At 72.5% G+C, this 18,039-nt stretch carries 10 protein-coding genes and 4 pseudogenes; 8 read left to right on the forward strand and 6 right to left on the reverse strand.

The window, feature by feature from the left end:
- Window positions 1-27: 27 nt before the first annotated feature.
- The 4 genes from J7462_RS28145 to J7462_RS28160 form a co-directional block, all read right to left on the reverse strand.
- Window positions 28-891, reverse strand: coding sequence for a right-handed parallel beta-helix repeat-containing protein (locus J7462_RS28145; RefSeq protein ID WP_308291059.1), 864 nt, complete (start codon window positions 889-891; stop codon window positions 28-30).
- Window positions 792-1,388: a cellulose binding domain-containing protein gene (locus tag J7462_RS28150; RefSeq protein WP_308291060.1), complete on the reverse strand. Its 597-nt coding sequence runs from the start codon at window positions 1,386-1,388 to the stop codon at window positions 792-794. Before J7462_RS28150 ends, J7462_RS28145 begins: the two co-directional genes overlap by 100 nt.
- A gap of 293 nt (window positions 1,389-1,681) precedes the next feature.
- Entirely contained in the window at window positions 1,682-3,331 is a 1,650-nt protein-coding gene (locus J7462_RS28155) for a cellulase family glycosylhydrolase (RefSeq protein WP_219468613.1), read from the reverse strand.
- Window positions 3,332-3,736: 405 nt separating this feature from the next.
- Window positions 3,737-4,945, reverse strand: a complete 1,209-nt coding sequence (locus J7462_RS28160; protein ID WP_219468615.1) for a DUF349 domain-containing protein — start codon at window positions 4,943-4,945, stop codon at window positions 3,737-3,739.
- A gap of 253 nt (window positions 4,946-5,198) precedes the next feature.
- On the opposite strand from J7462_RS28160, the gene J7462_RS28165 reads away from it, so the two are divergent.
- The 4 genes and pseudogenes from J7462_RS28165 (at window position 5,199) to dapF (ending at window position 8,405) form a co-directional block, all read left to right on the forward strand.
- The gene (locus J7462_RS28165; protein ID WP_219468618.1) at window positions 5,199-5,648 is read left to right on the forward strand and encodes a hypothetical protein; all 450 of its coding nucleotides are present in this window, start codon (window positions 5,199-5,201) and stop codon (window positions 5,646-5,648) included.
- Window positions 5,649-5,883: 235 nt separating this feature from the next.
- On the forward strand, window positions 5,884-6,657 hold the full coding sequence (locus tag J7462_RS28170; protein WP_219468619.1) for a class III extradiol dioxygenase subunit B-like domain-containing protein: 774 nt from the start codon (window positions 5,884-5,886) through the stop codon (window positions 6,655-6,657).
- Window positions 6,603-7,564, forward strand: a pseudogene (miaA, locus tag J7462_RS28175) (tRNA (adenosine(37)-N6)-dimethylallyltransferase MiaA). The gene J7462_RS28170 and the pseudogene miaA overlap by 55 nt, the downstream one beginning before the upstream one ends.
- Window positions 7,565-7,571: 7 nt before the next feature.
- A complete protein-coding gene (gene dapF / locus J7462_RS28180; protein ID WP_219468623.1) occupies window positions 7,572-8,405 on the forward strand; it encodes a diaminopimelate epimerase in 834 nt (277 codons plus the stop codon).
- A 383-nt stretch (window positions 8,406-8,788) separates the two neighbouring features.
- Here dapF and J7462_RS28185 read toward each other — a convergent pair.
- Window positions 8,789-10,260 (reverse strand): annotated as a pseudogene (locus tag J7462_RS28185) (NAD-dependent malic enzyme).
- A gap of 148 nt (window positions 10,261-10,408) precedes the next feature.
- On the opposite strand from J7462_RS28185, the gene hflX reads away from it, so the two are divergent.
- Together hflX and J7462_RS28195 are read left to right on the forward strand one after the other, a co-directional pair.
- Window positions 10,409-11,887, forward strand: a complete 1,479-nt coding sequence (gene hflX / locus J7462_RS28190) for a GTPase HflX (protein ID WP_244253122.1) — start codon at window positions 10,409-10,411, stop codon at window positions 11,885-11,887.
- 48 nt (window positions 11,888-11,935) lie between these two features.
- A pseudogene (locus tag J7462_RS28195) lies at window positions 11,936-13,834 on the forward strand (hypothetical protein); the annotation flags it as partial.
- 555 nt (window positions 13,835-14,389) lie between these two features.
- Here J7462_RS28195 and lexA read toward each other — a convergent pair.
- On the reverse strand, window positions 14,390-15,172 hold the full coding sequence (gene lexA / locus J7462_RS28200; protein WP_208569562.1) for a transcriptional repressor LexA: 783 nt from the start codon (window positions 15,170-15,172) through the stop codon (window positions 14,390-14,392).
- A gap of 627 nt (window positions 15,173-15,799) precedes the next feature.
- On the opposite strand from lexA, the gene nrdR reads away from it, so the two are divergent.
- Both nrdR and J7462_RS33455 read left to right on the forward strand, forming a co-directional pair.
- Window positions 15,800-16,288 (forward strand): transcriptional regulator NrdR, encoded by a 489-nt coding sequence (gene nrdR / locus J7462_RS28205; RefSeq protein ID WP_219468628.1) that lies wholly within the window; start codon window positions 15,800-15,802, stop codon window positions 16,286-16,288.
- A gap of 79 nt (window positions 16,289-16,367) precedes the next feature.
- Window positions 16,368-18,026 (forward strand): annotated as a pseudogene (locus J7462_RS33455) (vitamin B12-dependent ribonucleotide reductase); the annotation flags it as partial.
- Window positions 18,027-18,039 lie beyond the last annotated feature (13 nt).

Raw genomic sequence — 18,039 nt, forward strand, 5'->3', positions numbered from 1 at the left:
CGCCGGCGGACCCCGACCGGTGCGCGGTCAGACCGAGATCCGGCCCGCGCCGGCACCCGCCGTCACGATGGACTTCACGCTGCTCGCGCTGTCCAGGGTGTACTGGTACGGGATGCCGGCGACGCTGCCGCCGGTCTGCCCGGCGGGCGAGTTGACGAAGTGGTTGTTGCGGGCCACCAGGCTGCCCGGCCCGGAGTCGGCCTCGCCGAGGTGGTAGGTGTCCTTGACGTTCTCGAAGTAGTTGCCCTCGACGAGCACCCCGGCGCTCATCGTGGACGCCACGCCGTAGCCGGCGTTGTTGTAGTAGTAGTTGTTGTAGACGTGCACCGGGTTGCCGAAGCGGACCCGGGGGTTGCGCTGCTTGCTGCCGTCGTACCAGTTGTGGTGGTAGGTCACCCGCAGGTGCCCGATGTCCTGGCTGCCGTTGTCGTCGCTGTGCCCGAGCAGCATCGTCTTGTCGTGGCTGTAGACCCGGTTCCAGGAGACGGTGACGAAGTCCGAGCCGCGCTTGATGTCGACGGTGCCGTCGTAGCCGTTGCTGAAGGTGTTGTGGTCGATCCAGATGTTGGTGGCGGAACTCTCCACGTTGATCGCGTCGTCGCTCCAGTTGCGGAACGTCAGGTTCCGGATGATCACGTTGCGGTCGCCGTTGACGGTGAACCCGCAGCCGACGATCGTCGCCCCGGCGTTGCCGAGCACGGTCTTGTTGGAGCGGACCCGCAGCATGCCCGAGCAGTTGATGGTGCCGGAGACCCGGATCACCGCCGCGCCGGTGGCGTTCAACGCGCTGGTCAGCGCCGAGGCGGTGGAGACGGTCGTCGCGCCCGCGCTGCCGCCGCCGGTGGTGCCGCCGTTCTGGGTGGCCCAGCCGACCAGGCCGGTCTGCGGCACGCTGGGCGGCGGGGTGGTCGCCGGGGGCGTCGTCGGCGGGGTGTGGCCGACGGCGGGGTGGTCGGCGCATTGGTCGGGGCGGTGCTCCCGGTGCAGGTCACCCCGTTGACGGTGAAGCTGGTCGGGACCGGGTTGCTGGAGTTGTTCCAGGTGCCGTTGAAGCCGAACGAGACGCTGCCGCCGGTCGGCACGCTCCCGTTGTAGCCCACGTTGGTGGCGGTCACCGTGCTGCCGCTCTGGGCCACGGTGGCGTTCCAGGCGTCACTGACCGTCTGGCCGGCCGAGTACGACCAGCGCAGGCTCCAGCCCGACAGCGGGTCGCCGAGGTTGCTGATGGTGATGTTGCCGGTGAATCCGCCCTGCCACTGCCCACCGACGGTGTAGCTGACCGCGCAGCCGGGGGCGGCGTGGGCGGCGACGGCGGTGAGCGTACCGGTGGCGAGCAGGGCGACGGTGGTGGCGGCGATCAGCGTCGTACGACGCCGGGGTGTGCGCATGCTGCGTCCCTTTCGGGTGGGACAGGCTGCCGTCGACGGGAGAGCCACCGGTGGATGCCGGTGACCCGGGACGTCGCCGATCGGCCCCTGCCGAGGGGGTCAGGTCGGTACGAGGTGGATCCCGTGTGGTGCGCCCGCAGCCCGGACAAGCGCTTTCCCGAGCAAAGCATAGACAGTGGCAGATGTAAATCGGCGTGCCGGACGCGCGGCGGCGGTGATCCGGCAGGTGGGTCGCCGGTCGACGTTGCCCGTCGACCGGCGACCCACCGGTGGCCACTACGGACGGTCCCGGCTCAGCAGGCGGTGCCCTTGAGCTTCACCGTGGCCGGGGCGGCGGCCGTACCGTTGGCGGTGAAGCCCACGGTGACCGACGCGCCCGCCGCCAGCGACGGCGCGTAGGCCGGCCCGGCGGCGGTCACCGTCGTGCCGGCCTGGGTGACGGTGGCGTTCCAACCGCTGACCAGGGTGACCCCGGCCGGCCAGGCCCAGGTCACCGACCACGGGTTGACCGCCGACGAACTGGTGTTCTTCACCGTCAGCTCACCCTGGAAACCACCCTGCCACGCGCTGACCTGCTTGTAGGTGGCGGTGCAGCCACCGGTCGGCGGCGGGGTGGTGGTCGGCGGGGGCGTGGTGGTCGGCGGCGGCGTCGTCGGGCCGGTGGTGGTCGGCGTCGGCGTCGGGGTGCCGGTCGGGTCGGTCCCGCCACCCACCGGCGGGATCAGGTACGGCTGGAGGATCGCCTGCTTGGCGGTGTTGACGTTGGTCCAGTCGTCCAGCGCGATGCCTCCCGTGTCACCCGAGTTCGGGTTCCACGACCAGTAGGTGAAGGACATCCCGTTGACCCCGGTGCCGGTGTAGGCCATCAACTTCTCCAGCCACACCTTGTCCCGGGGATCGGCCAGGGTGCTGCCGAACTCGCCCATCATGATCGGGGCGATGTTCTGCTTGTAGAGGTAACCCCAGTACCTGTCCCAGATCGCCGGCAGGTTCGCCGGGAAGTCGGCGGCCTTGAACCAGTTCTGCTCGTAGACGCTGGTGGCGTACTCGTGTGGCGAGTAGACCAGCCGGTTCGCCACGTTCAGCCGGACCGGGAACTGCCCGGCCTTGGACAGGTTGCCACCCCACCAGCCGCAGTCCTCGTCGTTGCTGGTGTCGTTGTCCCAGACGTTCGACAGGCCACCGCTGGGGCAGCTCACCCCCTCCACGAAGATCAGCCAGTTCGGCTGCACCGCGAGGATGGCGTTACCGGCCCGCTCGGCGGCCAGCCGCCAGTCCCGGGTGGTGTCGCCGCAGCCCCAGCAGGCGCCGGTCGCGGCCGGGTTGGTGCCTTCGGCGTGCGGCTCGTTGTGCAGGTCCGCGCCGATCACCGTGGTGTTGCCGGCGTACCGCTGGGCCAGCATCTTCCAGTCGGCGAGCCAGGTCGCCTCGGAGACCGTCGGGGTGTACCAGAGCGGCGACTGCCCGGCCGCCGTCGGCCGGTGCCGGTCCAGGATGACCCGCATGCCCTTGCTGCCGGCGTAGGCGATCACCTTGTCCAGGATCTGCAACGGCGAGAGCCCGACCAGGTCCGGGTTGACGAAGTCGTTGATCCCGCTGGCCGTCGCGCCCGGCTTCACCGAGTCGTTCGAGTACGGGACGCGCAGCGTGTTGTAGCCCAGGCTGGCCATCTTGTCGAGCTGCCCGCGCCACGGGTTGTTCGACCACAGGCCGTGGAACGTCCGGTTGTCGGTCTCCATGCCGAACCAGTTGATGCCGGTCAGCCGGACCGTCGCGCCGGTGGCGTCGACGATCTTGTTGCCGTTCGTGTGCAGGTAACCGGTGCCGGTGCCGCCGACTGCGGCGGCGGCCGGCGTGGTGCTGACGGCCGTGGCGACGAGCACGCCGGCCGCGGCGGTGGCGAGCGCGGTGAGCGCGGCGCCGATGATGCGGGGTCGGTACATACGGGCTCCACTTCGAATGCCCGGCGTCGCGACGGCGACGCGGGCGGAAAACCAGGGATTCGCCGGCCGCCGCCCGTCCGTCCCGCTCCTGCGGGGGTACGCGGACAGTGCGCGGCACGCCGGGTCACGTGGACGCGGCCACTCGCTGCGGTGCACCGGCGACTCCCGACGACGGTGTCCGTCGTCGGTGCCCTCGCGCCGGCGGGGTCGACCTGGCTCTGCCGCCCATTCTGATCAGCAGGCCTCGATGCGTCAACCGCAGCCCCTGCGCCCACCGCCGGGCGGGCGTGCCGGTACCGGCGGGGGTGCCCGGCTGGGTGGGCTCGGGTGGGGTGGGTTTTCGGGGTGGGACATGGGGAAGCCCCCGGTCCCGAGGGGGAGCGGGGGCTTCCGGGGCGTTCGGGGTCAGCCGGCCTGCTCGGCGAGCTGGAGGAACTGCCGCTTGGAGGCGAGCGCCTGCTCGGCCTCCTTGACCCGACGGGCGTCCCCGGCGGCTTGGGCGCGGGCGAGCCGCTCCTCGGCCTCGGCGACCTGCGCCCGCATCTGCGCGAGCAGCGGGTTGTCCTCCTTGGTGGTCCGCCGCCAGGCCGAATCCATCACCTCGCGGACCTTGTCGTCGATGGCCCGCAGCCGCCGCTCCAGGCCGGCAGCGGCCTCCCGGGGCACCCGGCCGGCCTCGTGCCACTGGGCCTGGATCTCCCGCAGCTTGGCCTGGGCACCCTTCGGGTCGCCGTCGACGTCCAGCGCCTCGGCCTCGACCAGCAGCGCCTGCTTGCGCTCCAGGTTGGCCCGCTGCTCGTTGTCCCGGGCCGAGAAGACCTCACTGCGCCGGCTGAAGAAGGCGTCCTGGGCGGCGCGGAACCGTTCCCAGAGCTTCTGCTCCGACTCCTTGGAGGCGCGCGGGGCGGCCTTCCACTGGTTCATCAGCTCCTTGAGCTGGTTGGCGGTGGCCGCCCAGTCGGTGGAGTCGGAGAGCTTCTCAGCCTCGGCGACCAGCTCCTCCTTGGCCGTGTGCGCCTGCTTGCGCTGCTGGTCGAGGGAGGCGAAGTGGGCGCCCCGACGCCGGGTGAAGCCGTCCCGGGCGGCGGCGAACCGCTTCCACAGCTCACCGTCGGCCTTCTTGTCGACCCCCCGGATGGTCTTCCACTCGTCGAGGATCTCCTTGAGCCGGTCACCCGCGGTCTTCCAGCCGGTCGACTCGGCGGCCAGCTGTTCGGCCTCCTCGACCAGGGCGGTCTTGCGGGCGAGCGCCTCACCCCGGGCGGCCTCCCGGGCGGCACGCGCCTCAGCGGCCTTCTCCTCGGCCACGACGGCGAGCTTGTCCAGGCGCGCGGCGAGGGCGTCGATGTCCCCGACGACGTGCGCCTCGGCCAGCGAGCCACGGATCCGCCGGACCGTGCTCAGCGAACCACCCGCGTCGGCGGCACCCGAGTTGAGCCGGGCCTCGGTCAGGTCCACCTCGGTGACCAGGTCGGCGAAGCGACGGGCGAAGTGTGCCAACCCCTCCTCGGGGGCGCCCGCCTGCCAGGATCCGACCACCCGCTCGCCCTCGCTGGTCTTCACGTACACGGTGCCGTCCGCGTCCACCCGTCCGAAGGCAGTCCAGTCGCTCATGTGCACATCCTCGTTCTCCCGGCGTCGACGGGAAACCCCGCACGATCGCCGCCACGGCGCAGCCAACTTGCTCCCGGCATTGTCACAGGTCCGCCCCCGTCCGCGTCGAGCGCCTGTCTCTGACCGTGACCATACGGTGTCCTAGCACCCACACACAGACTCCGTGGGGGGAGTGTCGCATTCCGGCGTACGCTGTACGGTAGGGCGTACGAGACACTGCCGCCCTATCGACGGGCGGACGAGGAGGAGCAGGATGACCCAGTCCCACACCCGGATGACGCCCCCGGCCGACCCCGGTTTCGTGCCCGACGAGGCCGATCTCGCCGAGCTGGACGCGTGGTTCCGCCACTACGACGCCCTGGCCGAGGCGGGTGACGTCGCCGGCACCGCCGAGCTGGCGATGTTCCCGCTGAACACCGTCACCGACGACGCCTCGGGGGAGGGCTCCGCCCGCCAGCTCGACCGGGCGGCCTACCTGGAGATGATGGGCGGCGTGCTCGGCGGCGGTGGCGACCTGCGGATGGAGAGCCGCCGCACGCCCTACTTCCTCACCCGGAGCCTGGCCGTGGTGCTCACCGAGGCCGAGTTCACCCTCGACGGCGAACGCCAACGGGTGCGCTACGCCGACCTGATGGTCCGCACCGGCGGGCGGTGGCGGTTCCAGACCATGGTCCAGGGCGGCTGGGGCGGCCAACCGGCCTGATCCCGCCGCGGCCTGCCGAACCGGCTGGTTCCGGCGTCGGACGCCGGGCGGGTCCCTCCAGGTGTCGGGCCGTCGGCCGGGTCGCTCCTGGTGTCGGGCCGTCGGCCGGGTCGCTCCTGGTGTCGGGCCGTCGGCCGGGTCGTCCCCGGGCTGCCGACCGACTCGGTTCGGTGGTCGGGCTGCCGCAGCGGTGGGGCAGGCGGGGCGGGCGGTGCCGGGCCGCTAACGTTGCCTGGTGCCTCTGGTCGCCGCCGCCGTCTGCCCGCACCCGCCGCTGATCGTGCCCGAGCTGGCCGGGGCCGCCGCGCCCGAGCTGGCGGAGCTGCGCGCCGCCTGTACCGCCGCCGTCACCGCCCTCCACACCGCCGGGGCGGGCACCGTCGTGCTGGTCGGCGCCGGAGAGCGCACGGTCGAACTGGACCTGCCCCGCCAGGGCAGCTTCGCCCCCTGGGGCCTGCCCCTGGCGGTACGCCTCGGCGGGGGACCGGCCCCCACCGACCCCGGCAGCGGCGACGATCGGCTGCCGCTGAGCCTGCTGGTCGGGGCCTGGCTGGTCGACCGGGTCGCCCCCCCGACATCGGTGGCCTGGCGGATGGTGAGCATCGGGTCCGACGAACCGGTCGACCGGTGTGCCGCCCTCGGGGCCGGCCTACGGGTGGACGGGCCGTGGGCCCTGCTGGTGCTGGGCGACGGCTCGTCCTGCCACGGGCCGAAGGCACCCGGCTACGACGACCCGCGCGCCGGGGCGTACGACGAAGGGGTTGCCCGGGCCCTGGCCGACGCGGACACCGACGCGCTGCTCGACCTGGACCCGGTGGTCTCGGCGCAGCTGGGGGCCGCCGGCCGGCCCGCCTGGCAGGTGCTGGCCGGCGCGGTGAGGGCGGCCGGCGGCGACTGGCGCGGCGAGCTGCGCCACCACTCGCATCCCTACGGGGTGGGCTACCTGGTGGCCTCCTGGTCCCCGCCGGCCGGGACGGACGGGGCGGGCACGGGCGGGGCGGCGCGGTGAGCGGCACGGTCGTCGCCGTGGTCGGGCCGACTGCGGCGGGCAAGTCGGCGCTGAGCATCGCCCTCGCGCACGCCCTCGGCGGGGAGGTGGTCAACGCCGACTCGATGCAGCTCTACCAGGGGATGGACATCGGCACCGCCAAGCTCACCACGGCGGAGCGGGACGGGGTGCCGCACCACCTGCTGGACATCTGGCCGGTCACCGAACCGGCCAGCGTCGCCGAGTACCAGCGGCTGGCCCGCGCGGCGGTCGACGACATCCTGGCCCGGGGGCGGGTGCCGCTGCTCGTCGGCGGCTCCGGCCTGTACGTGCGGGCGGTGCTCGAACAGTTCGAGTTCCCCGGCACCGACCCGGCGGTACGCGGACGGCTGGAGGCGGAACTGGCGCAGCTCGGCCCGGCCCGCTGCACGCCCGGCTGGCCGGGGCGGACCCGGTCGCGGCGGCCGGCATCCTGCCCGGCAACGGTCGACGCATCGTCCGGGCCCTGGAGGTGATCGAGCTGACCGGGGCGCCGTTCACCGCCTCGCTGCCCGACCCGACCCCGTACTACCCGGCGGTGCAGCTCGGCGTCGACCTCGACACCGCGCTGCTCGACGAGCGGATCGCGGCGCGGGTCGACCGGATGTGGGCCGACGGGCTGGTCGCCGAGGTCCGTACGCTGTGCGGGCACGGCCTGGCCGACGGCCGGACGGCCAGCCGGGCCCTCGGCTACCAGCAGGTGCTGCGGTTCCTGGCCGGGGAGACCGACGAGGCGCAGGCCCGCGACGAGACGGTCCGGGCCACCCGGCGGTTCGTCCGACGGCAACGCTCCTGGTTCCGCCGTGACCAGCGCATCCACTGGCTGGACCCGACCGCGCCGACGTTTGTCGACACTGCGCTGCGGGTCGTCTCCGGGCATCGGCCATGATGGGGGCGTGGAGTTCACCAAGGGGCACGGCACCGGCAACGACTTCGTCATCCTGCCCGACCCGGACGGCACCCTCGACCTGACCCCCGACCTGGTCGCCGGGCTCTGCGACCGACGGCGCGGCCTCGGCGGCGACGGCGTGTTACGGGTGGTGCGCGCCGCGAAACACCCCGACGGGGTGGCCCTCGCCGATGAGGCCGAGTGGTTCATGGACTACTGGAACGCCGACGGCTCGTTCGCCGAAATGTGTGGCAACGGGGCCCGGGTCTTCGTCCGCTACCTGCTCGCGACCGGCCTGGCCACCGCGACCGACGGAACCCTGCCGGTGGCCACCCGCGCCGGCCTCGTGCGGGCCCGGGTCGACGGCGACACCATCGCCGTCGAGATGCGCCGCCCCCGGTTGTACGACGCGTCGCATGCCGCCCTGAGCGGGCTCACCCTGCCCGGCACGGCGGTGGACGTCGGCAACCCGCACCTGGTCTGTGCCCTGCCGGCCGGCATCGACCTGACCGACCTGGACCTGACCCGCGCGCCCGAATTCGACCCCCGGGTCTTCCCACACGGGGTGAACGTCGAGTTCACCACCCCCGGTGCCCCGCTGGACGGCACCGACGGCCACGTGCTGATGCGGGTCTACGAACGTGGCTCGGCGGAAACCCTCTCCTGCGGCACCGGCGCCTGCGCGGTCGCCGCCGTGGCGCTACGCGACGCCGCCCGGGACACCGGCGTCGTGGCGGTCGACGTCCCCGGTGGCCGCCTCACGGTCACGGTGACCACCGACTCGTGCTGGCTCGCCGGCCCCGCCATCCTCGTGGCCACCGGCACCCTCACCCTCCCCTGACCCCCCGCCGCCCTCCCCACCCCGCTCTGCCCCGTCTCACCCCGTCTCGTCTCGTTGATCAAGAGGTTTGCGTCAGAATCGGCGTGACGGATGACGTAAACCTCTTGATCACCCGGTCCCGACGAGGTGACGCGCGGTGATCAAGAGGTTCGGGTCAAAGATGGCGGGCGGAATGACGCAAACTTCTTGATCACCGGGGCCGGGCGGGGAGGGTGCGTGGTGATCAAGAGGTTTACGTCATGGGTGCCGGGCGGAGTGACGCAAACCTCTTGATCACCGGGGCGAGCCGAGCCTGGGGCGAGCCGAGCCTGGGCGAGCCGGGGCCAGTCGAGTCGGGCTGGCCGGTGGGGAGTGGGGCTCGCGGGGGAGGGGAGGGGAGGGGGTCAGGGGGTGGCGCTGGCGGTGGCGGCGACTTCGGGGAGGTCGGCGGGGCCGGGGTCGGCGGCCGGGGTGGCGTCGCAGCCGGGTTCTGGGCGGCGGCGCGGACTGCGGCGGCGACCGCCGGGGCGACCCGGGAGTCGAAGACGCTCGGCACGATCACCGTCGGGTTGATCTTGTCTTCGCCGACCACGTCGGCGATGGCCCGGGCCGCCGCGATCGCCATCTCCTCGGTGAACTCCTCGGCGTGCGCGTCGAGCATGCCCCGGAACACGCCCGGGAAGGCGAGCACGTTGTTGATCTGGTTCGGCTGGTCGGAGCGGCCGGTCGCGACGATCGCGGCGTGCTTGCGGGCCTCCCGGGGGTCGACCTCCGGATCGGGGTTGGCCAGCGCGAAGACGATCGCGTCCTTGGCCATGGTGGCGACGTCGTCGCCGGTGAGCAGGTTGGGGGCGCTCACCCCGATGAAGACGTCTGCGCCCCGGACCGCACCGGCCAGGTCGCCGGCGTAGTTGTCCCGGTTGGTGTTCTCGGCCAGCCACTGCCAGGCCGGGTTGAGGCCGGTCAGCCCACGGTGCAGGGCGCCCTGCCGGTCGTACGCGATGATGTCGCCGACGCCCTGGCGCAGCAGCAGTTTCATGATCGCGGTGCCGGCCGCGCCGGCCCCGGAGACGACCACCCGGACGTCCGCGAGCTGCTTGCCCACGACGCGCAGTGCGTTGGTCAGCGCGGCCAGCACGCAGATCGCGGTGCCGTGCTGGTCGTCGTGGAAGACCGGGATGTCCAGCAGCTCCCGCAGCCGGGCCTCGATCTCGAAGCAGCGCGGCGCGGCGATGTCCTCCAGGTTGATCCCGCCGTACGCGGGGGCGATGGCCTTGACGATCGCCACGATCTCGTCGGTGTCCTGGGTGTCCAGCACCACCGGCCAGGCGTCCACCCCGCCGAAGCGCTTGAACAGCGCCGCCTTGCCCTCCATCACCGGCAGCGACGCCGCCGGGCCGAGGTTGCCCAGGCCGAGCACGGCCGAGCCGTCGCTGACCACGGCGACCGTGTTGCGCTTGATGGTCAACCGCCGGGCGTCCGCCGGGTTCTCCGCGATCGCCATGCAGACCCGGGCCACCCCCGGGGTGTACGCCCGGGACAGCTCGTCGCGGGTCCGCAGCCCGACCTTCGAGTGCACCTCGATCTTGCCGCCGAGGTGCAGCAGGAACGTCCGGTCGGACACCTTGCGCACGTCCACCCCGTCGAGCGCGGTGAGCGCCTCGACGACCTGGTCGGCGTGGCCGGCGTCGGCGGTGTCGCAGGTGAGGTCGACGATCACGTGGGTCGGGTCGGAGTCGACCACGTCGAGTGCGGTGACGATCGCGCCGGCCTCGCCGACCGACGTGGTCAGCCGGCCGATCGAGGAGGCGTCCGCGGGGACCGCGATCCGGATCGTGATCGAGAATCCGGCACTCGGCAGTCTGGTGATGGCCACGGAAATACCTCCGTCGTCGCTGGCGGCTCGTCGCCATTTCTACTCGCCCACCGGGCCGCGGCGGCAGCCGCCCCCGCGTTCGGCGACCTCCACCACGGGCATATAGCAGTCGCGTTCCGCGTTGACCCGTGTCAGGATTACTCGGTACATGCACAGAACGGACAGGAGACGCAGCTTGCGCGACCAGGAGACCCACACCCCCTTCTCGGACGACGACCTCGACGCCACGACCGGTGAGTACGAGCTGTCGGAGCGGCAGGCGTTGCGGCGGGTCCCCGGCCTCTCCACCGAGCTGACCGACGTCACCGAGGTCGAATACCGCCAGCTCCGGCTGGAGCGGGTCGTCCTCGTCGGCGTCTGGACCGAGGGCACCCAGCGCGACGCCGACAATTCGCTGACCGAGCTGGCCGCCCTGGCCGAGACCGCCGGTTCGCAGGTGCTCGAAGGGCTGATCCAGCGCCGCAGCCGCCCCGACCCGGCCACCTACGTCGGCCGGGGCAAGGTCGACGACCTCAGCGCGGCGGTGCTCTCCACCGGGGCCGACACGGTGATCTGCGACGGTGAGCTGTCCCCGTCCCAGCTGCGCAACCTGGAGCAGCGCACCAAGGTCAAGGTGGTCGACCGCACCGCGCTGATCCTCGACATCTTCGCCCAGCACGCCAAGAGCAAGGAGGGCAAGGCGCAGGTCGAGCTGGCCCAGCTCGAATACCTGCTGCCCCGGTTGCGTGGTTGGGGTGAGTCGCTGTCCCGGCAGAGCGGTGGCTCCGGGCGCGGCGGTGGTGCCGGTGGCGGCGTGGGTCTGCGTGGCCCCGGTGAGACCAAGCTGGAGACCGACCGGCGGCGCATCCGCCACCGCATCGCCCGGTTGCGCCGGGAGATCAAGGCAATGAAGACGGTACGCCAGACCAAGCGCGCCCGTCGGTCCCGTAACGCCGTTCCCGCGGTCGCCATCGCCGGTTACACCAACGCCGGCAAGTCGAGCCTGCTCAACCGGCTCACCGGCGCGGGCGTGCTGGTGGAGAACGCGCTCTTCGCCACCCTGGACCCGACCACCCGCCGGGCCACCACCTCGGACGGGCGGCTCTACACGCTGTCCGACACGGTGGGTTTCGTCCGGCACCTGCCCCACCAGATCGTCGAGGCGTTCCGTTCGACGCTGGAGGAGGTCGCCGAGGCCGACCTGGTGGTGCACGTGGTCGACGGCACCCACCCCGACCCGGAGGAGCAGGTCCGCGCGGTGCGGGAGGTGCTCTCCGAGGTCGGTGCCGACCGGCTGCCCGAGCTGCTGGTGGTCAACAAGACCGACGCCGCCGACGAGGAGACCCTGCTGCGGCTCAAGCGGCTCTGGCCGGACGCGGTCTTCGTCTCCGCGCACAGTGGGCGTGGCCTTGAGGGGCTGCGTGAGGTGATCGAACAGCGGCTGCCGCGTCCGGCCGTGGAGGTCCGCGCGGTCCTGCCGTACGACCGGGGTGACCTGGTTGCCCGGCTGCACCGGCAGGGTGAGGTGCTGAGCACCTCCCACCTCCCGGAGGGCACCCTGCTGCACGTGCGGGTGGGGGAGGCGCTCGCCGCCGAGTTGACTCCGTTCGTGGCGGCGGGTGACCCTGCGGTGGCCGGCAGTCGGTGAGCGCTGCGGTGTGACCTGAGGTTCATGGCGGCATGCGACACTGACGCCATGCGCCGCGCTGTCTCCTCGGTCACGGTTGCCCTCGCCCTGTTCGGCGTGGCCGTGGCACCCGCTGCTGCCGCAGCGGCACCGGTCTCCGCTGCCACCTCCGGGGCGGCGTCGGTCCTGGCCACCCCCGTCGGGACGGTGCCGCTGGCCGGTGCGGTGCCGTTGACCGGTGCGGTGCCGTTGGTCGGGGTGGCGCCGTTGGCCGTCGCCGGCAAGAAGAAGTGCACCATCACGGACGAGCGGCTGCGGGAGCTGTCCGGCCTGGTCGCCACGAAGACCGGCTATGTCGTGATCAACGACGGCACCCTCCAGGAGAGCCGCAAGCGGGTCTTCTTCCTCGACACCAAGTGCAAGATCGCCAGGGAGCCGGTCAAGTTCTCCGGCGACGGCCCGTTCGACACGGAGGACCTGGCCCTCTCCCCGGACGGCAAGACGCTCTGGATCGCCGACACCGGTGACAACGTGACCAGCAGGGAACGGCGTACCCGGGTCGCGGTCTGGACGATGCCGGTGACCGGGTCGAAGCAGCCGGTGCTGCACCGGCTGTCGTACCCGGAGCGCAAGCCGCACGACGCCGAGGCGCTGCTGATCGGCGCGGACGGGTCGCCCCTGGTGATCACCAAGGTGCCCAGTGGCAAGGCGGAGATCTTCACCCCGGAGACGAAGCTCGACAGCGGCGGCAACGCCGATCCGGTGCCGATGAAGAAGGTCGGCGAGATCACCCTGCCCAAGACCACCACCGACAACCCGCTCAACATCATCGGTCGGGTGGCCATCACCGGGGCGGCCCGCTCGCCCGACGGCAGCCGGGTGGTGCTGCGCACCTACGCCGACGCCTTCGAGTACGACGTCAAGGGCGATGACATCGTGGCCGCGTTGACCACCGGCAAGCCCCGGGTCACCCCGTTGGCGGACCCGTTCGGCGAGGCCATCTCGTACACCCCGGACGGCACCGGGTTCGTGACCGTCTCCGACGGCGGGGAACTCTCCCCGGAGGACCCGATCGACATCCTCGGCTACACCCCGTCCACCAAGGGCGCGGAACCAGTCGAGGGCGCGGCGGGAGCCAAGCCGGCAGCCGACAGGTCCTGGTACGACAACCTGAGCCTGGACCAGATCACCTACCTGATCGGTGCGGTCGGGGTGGTCGGCGCGGTGCTGGTCGGGGCCGGCATCGTCGGGATCGTGCGGTCGCGCAGGCGGGCCGCGGCGGCCGGCGAGATGCCTGACGATCCCGACGACGAGGTCTTCACCTCCGGCGCGGTGTCCCGGGCCGAGGGCTTCCCGGCCGGTGAGTCTCCCCCTGCCGCCGAACCGGCCCCGGACCGGCCGCGTACCGGCGGTGTCTACGGTGCTGCGGCAGGTGGTGGCCCCGCCCGGCCGGCCGGCGGCGCGGTCTACGGCGGAGGTCGGCCCCCAGCGGCAGCCGCAGCGGTTCCCTCCGGCGGTCCGGGAGGTAGCAGCCCTGCGGGCGGCGGACGTCCGGCGGGTGGTGGTGTCTACGGCGGAGGTCGCCCTGCCGGCGGTGGTGTCTACGGTGCCACCCCGGCCGGCGGTGCCGGTCCACGCGGTGCCACCCCGGCCGGCGGTGCCGGTCCACGCGGTGCCACCCCGGCCGGCGGTGCCGGTCCACGCGGTGCCACCCCGGCCGGCGGTGCCGGTCCACGCGGCGGTGCCGACGGTGCTGGTCCGCGCGGTGGCGCCCCGGGTATCGGCCCGCGCGGTGGTGCTTCGGGCGGTGGTGCCCGGGGTGGTGCGCCGGCCGCCGCCGACCCGCGCGGTGGTGCGCCGGCTGGTGGACGCGGCGGTATGCCGGCGGGTGGGCGTGGTGGTGCGCCGGCCGGTGGACGCGGCGGTGTGCCGGCCGATGGGCGTGGTGGGCCGCCGGGGATCCGTGGTGGTGCCCCGGTGGCCGGGCGTGGCACCCCGCCGGGTGGCCGTGGCGGTCCGCCACCGGAGGGGCGCGGTGGTGCGCCGGTCGGTGCCCGTGGCGGTCCTCCGCCGGGTGGACGTGGTGGCCCTCCGCCGGGTGGTCGTGCTGCGCCGCCGGCCGGTGGGCGTGGCGGTGCTCCGGTGGGTGGTCCCGGTGCTCCTCCCGCCGGTGGGCGTGGCGGTGCTCCCGCTGGTGGGCGTGGTGCCGGCCCGGCGGGCGGGCGGGGTGGCGCTGCGGGTGGTGGGGACGGTGTCTACGGTGCCGGGCGGGCCGAACCGCCACGGCGTGAGGGTGGGCCCCGGGAGCCGCGTTCCGGTCCACGCCGGGACGACGACCACGACGACCGGCGGGGCGGCCAGTACGGCCCACCGCCCGGCCGCAGCGGCGAGCGTTACTGACCTCTCCCCAGGTCGCGGGCGTGCGCGGTCGACCAGGCACGTGCCGCGGCCGTTGCGGGGCGGGGCACGGTCACCGGGGACGGCACCGGCAGCCTCCGCCGGAGGCTGCCGGGCGGGACGAGGTCAGATCCGGCGGAGCACGGCCACGACCCGGCCCATGATGGTGGCGTCGTCACCGGGGATCGGGTCGAAGGCCGGGTTCTGCGGCATCAGCCATACGTGACCGTCGCGTCGCCGGTAGGTCTTGACGGTCGCCTCACCGTCGAGCATCGCGGCCACGATGTCACCGGCCTCGGCGATCGGCTGCTGCCGCACCACCACCCAGTCGCCGTCGCAGATCGCCGCGTCGAGCATCGAGTCGCCCTTGACCTGGAGCATGAAGACCTCGCCCTCGCCGACCAGTTCGCGGGGGAGCGGGAACACGTCCTCGACCGCCTGCTCGGCCAGGATCGGCCCACCGGCCGCGATCCGGCCCAGCATCGGCACGTACGCCGGGGTGGGGCGCTGGGCTCGGCTCAGCTCGTCGTCGGCGTCGACGGGGGCGCGGACGTCAACCGCGCGGGGGCGGTTGGGGTCGCGGCGCAGGAAGCCCTTCTTTTCCAGCTCCTTGAGCTGGTAGGCGACGCTGGACGGGGAGACCAGGCCGACCGCCTCGCCGATCTCGCGGACGCTCGGCGGGTAGCCGTGCCGCTCCACCCAGCTGCGGATGAATTCGAGGATGCGGCGCTGGCGGGCGGTGAGGTCGACGGCGGCCGGGTCGGGGAAGCCGCTGACCACCGGCGTGACCTGGCGGACGGCCGGTTGGCCGGTCCGGCTGCGGGCGGCGCGGGGACGCCGAGTGGCCGGGGGACCCGCCTCGGCGATCGGCTGCGGGTTCTTCTGCCGGTTGGCCCGGTCCTCGGTCACGTCCGTCCTCCCTGGTCGGCGCTGGGTGCCTTGGCGGCTCGTGGTGCGCGCGGGGTGTCGCGGTGCCGGACCGACGTGGTGCGCCGTGCCCGGTCGTTCATGACCGTATAGGTGAGATCGGTCATTTTCAAACATCTGTACGACGCGTCTCGGCGTGTCGGGTGGAAAACCTGGTAACTCGTACGCCTGTTCTGGTAGATGGTACGTCCTCCTCGAACCCGTGTTCGAGGGGTTCGGTGGTCTGCCGGGTCGGTCAACCGTCCGGGTCGGGCTGGCCGGACGGCCGGTAACCTCCCCGGCGTCCGGTCGGTTGGAGCTGTCGACCCCCGGGAGCGGCGACGGGCCCGGGGTGGTGGGCCCGGGGTGGTGGGCCCGGGGTGGTGAGGCGGTTCGGGCGTGACGCGCCGGACAGTCGGGCAACTTGACCCGACCCGGCCGGCGGCCTACGGTCGACCCCTAGATGTAGTAGTCACACGGGCGTAAGTTGCCCACAGGTTGGGTTCGACTACCCACCGCACTCCAGTATCGTCGACCACGGCGAGACCGGCGACACCGGTTGCGCCGGGTCGACGCGTGCCCGGGGGCGGGCGGGCAGGCGGCCCCACAGTCGATCAAGGAGGTCGGGCGATGCGGTGTCCGTACTGCCGGCACGCCGACTCCCGGGTGGTCGACTCGCGCGAGGCCGACGACGGCCAGCTGATCCGGCGGCGGCGCTCCTGCCCGGAATGCGGCAAGCGGTTCACCACGGTCGAGGAGGCCGTCCTCGCGGTGGTCAAGCGCAGCGGGGTGACCGAGCCGTTCAGCCGGACGAAGATCATCGGCGGGGTACGCAAGGCGTGCCAGGGCCGGCCGGTCGACGAGGACTCCATCGCGCTGCTGGCGCAGAAGGTCGAGGAGACCGTCCGGGCCAAGGGAGCTGCCGAGCTGCCGAGCCACGACGTGGGACTGGCGATCCTGGGCCCACTGCGCGACCTGGACGAGGTGGCCTACCTGCGCTTCGCCAGCGTCTACCGCTCGTTCGACTCGCTGGCCGACTTCGAACGGGAGATCGAGACCCTCCGTTCCGCCGCACAGGCCCGCGTCGACGCGGCCGGGGCCGCCGACCGTACCGACTGAGTCTTTTACCAAGTGACGACCTGGATTTCGACAGTGACGACGCGTGGCGGGTGGCCGCGCAGACGAGGGGGCCGATGAGATGGCGGGGGACGGCGTGACAACAAGCCGGACGCGGGCGGCGAAGAACGGCGCGGCGACGGGGCTGAAGGTGCAGCGGGTCTGGACGACCGAGGGCGTGCACCCGTACGACGAGGTGGCGTGGGAGCGCCGCGACGTCGTCATGACCAACTGGCGGGACGGCTCGATCAACTTCGAGCAGCGCGGGGTGGAGTTCCCCGAGTCGTGGAGCGTCAACGCGGCGAACATCGTCACCACCAAGTACTTCCGGGGCGCGGTGGGGACCCCGGAACGGGAGTGGTCGCTCAAGCAGCTCATCGACCGGGTGGTCAGCACCTACCGGGCCGCCGGTGAGCAGCACGGCTACTTCGCCAACCCGGCCGACGCGGAGATCTTCGCGCACGAGCTGACCTGGATGCTGCTGCACCAGGTGTTCAGCTTCAACTCGCCGGTCTGGTTCAACGTCGGCACCCCGTCGCCGCAGCAGGTCAGCGCCTGTTTCATCCTGGCGGTCGACGACTCGATGGACTCCATCCTGGACTGGTACAAGGAGGAGGGGCTGATCTTCAAGGGCGGCTCCGGCTCCGGGGTCAACCTGTCGCGCATCCGGTCGTCGCGTGAGCTGCTCTCCTCCGGTGGCACCGCCTCCGGCCCGGTCAGCTTCATGCGCGGCGCGGACGCCAGCGCCGGGACGATCAAGTCCGGCGGTGCCACCCGGCGCGCGGCCAAGATGGTCATCCTCGACGTGGACCACCCGGACATCGAGGAGTTCGTCACCACCAAGGCGCGCGAGGAGGACAAGATCCGCGCGCTGCGGGACGCCGGCTTCGACATGGACCTCGGCGGCAACGACATCGTCAGCGTCCAGTACCAGAACGCCAACAACTCGGTGCGGGTCTCCGACGAGTTCATGGCGGCGGTGGAGAACGGCGGCGGCTTCGACCTGCGGGGCCGCCTCGACGGGCAGACCATCGAGACCATCGACGCGCAGAAGCTGTTCCGTACCATCGCCCAGGCCGCCTGGGAGTGCGCCGACCCGGGCCTGCAGTACGACGACACCATCAACGACTGGCACACCTGCCCGGAGACCGGCCGGATCACCGCGTCGAACCCGTGCTCGGAGTACCTGCACCTGGACAACTCCTCGTGCAACCTGGCCTCGCTCAACCTGATGAAGTTCCTCCGCGCCGACGGCGGCTTCGAGGTGGAGAAGTTCGTCCGTTCGGTCGAGTTCGTCATCACCGCGATGGACATCTCGATCTGCTTCGCCGACTTCCCCACCGACAAGATCGGCGAGACCACCCGCGCCTACCGGCAGCTCGGCATCGGCTACGCCAACCTCGGCGCGCTGCTGATGGCCTCCGGCCTGCCGTACGACTCGGAGCAGGGCCGGTCGGTGGCTGCGGCGATCACCTCGCTGATGACCGGCACCGCGTACCGCCGTTCGGCCGAGCTGGCCGCGATCGTCGGCGCGTACGACGGCTACGCCCGCAACGCCGAGCCGCACAAGCGGGTGATGCGCAAGCACGCCGCCGCCAACGACGCCATCAAGCCGGCCGGCACCGTCGCCACCGCCATCGCGCGGGAGGCCACCAAGCAGTGGACCGAGGGCAACAAGGTCGGCGACCGGTACGGCTGGCGCAACTCGCAGGCCGCCGTGCTGGCGCCGACCGGCTGCCTCACCGCCGACACGA

This window comes from Micromonospora sp. RL09-050-HVF-A (assembly GCF_019374995.1).
Classification (GTDB): domain Bacteria; phylum Actinomycetota; class Actinomycetes; order Mycobacteriales; family Micromonosporaceae; genus Micromonospora; species Micromonospora antibiotica.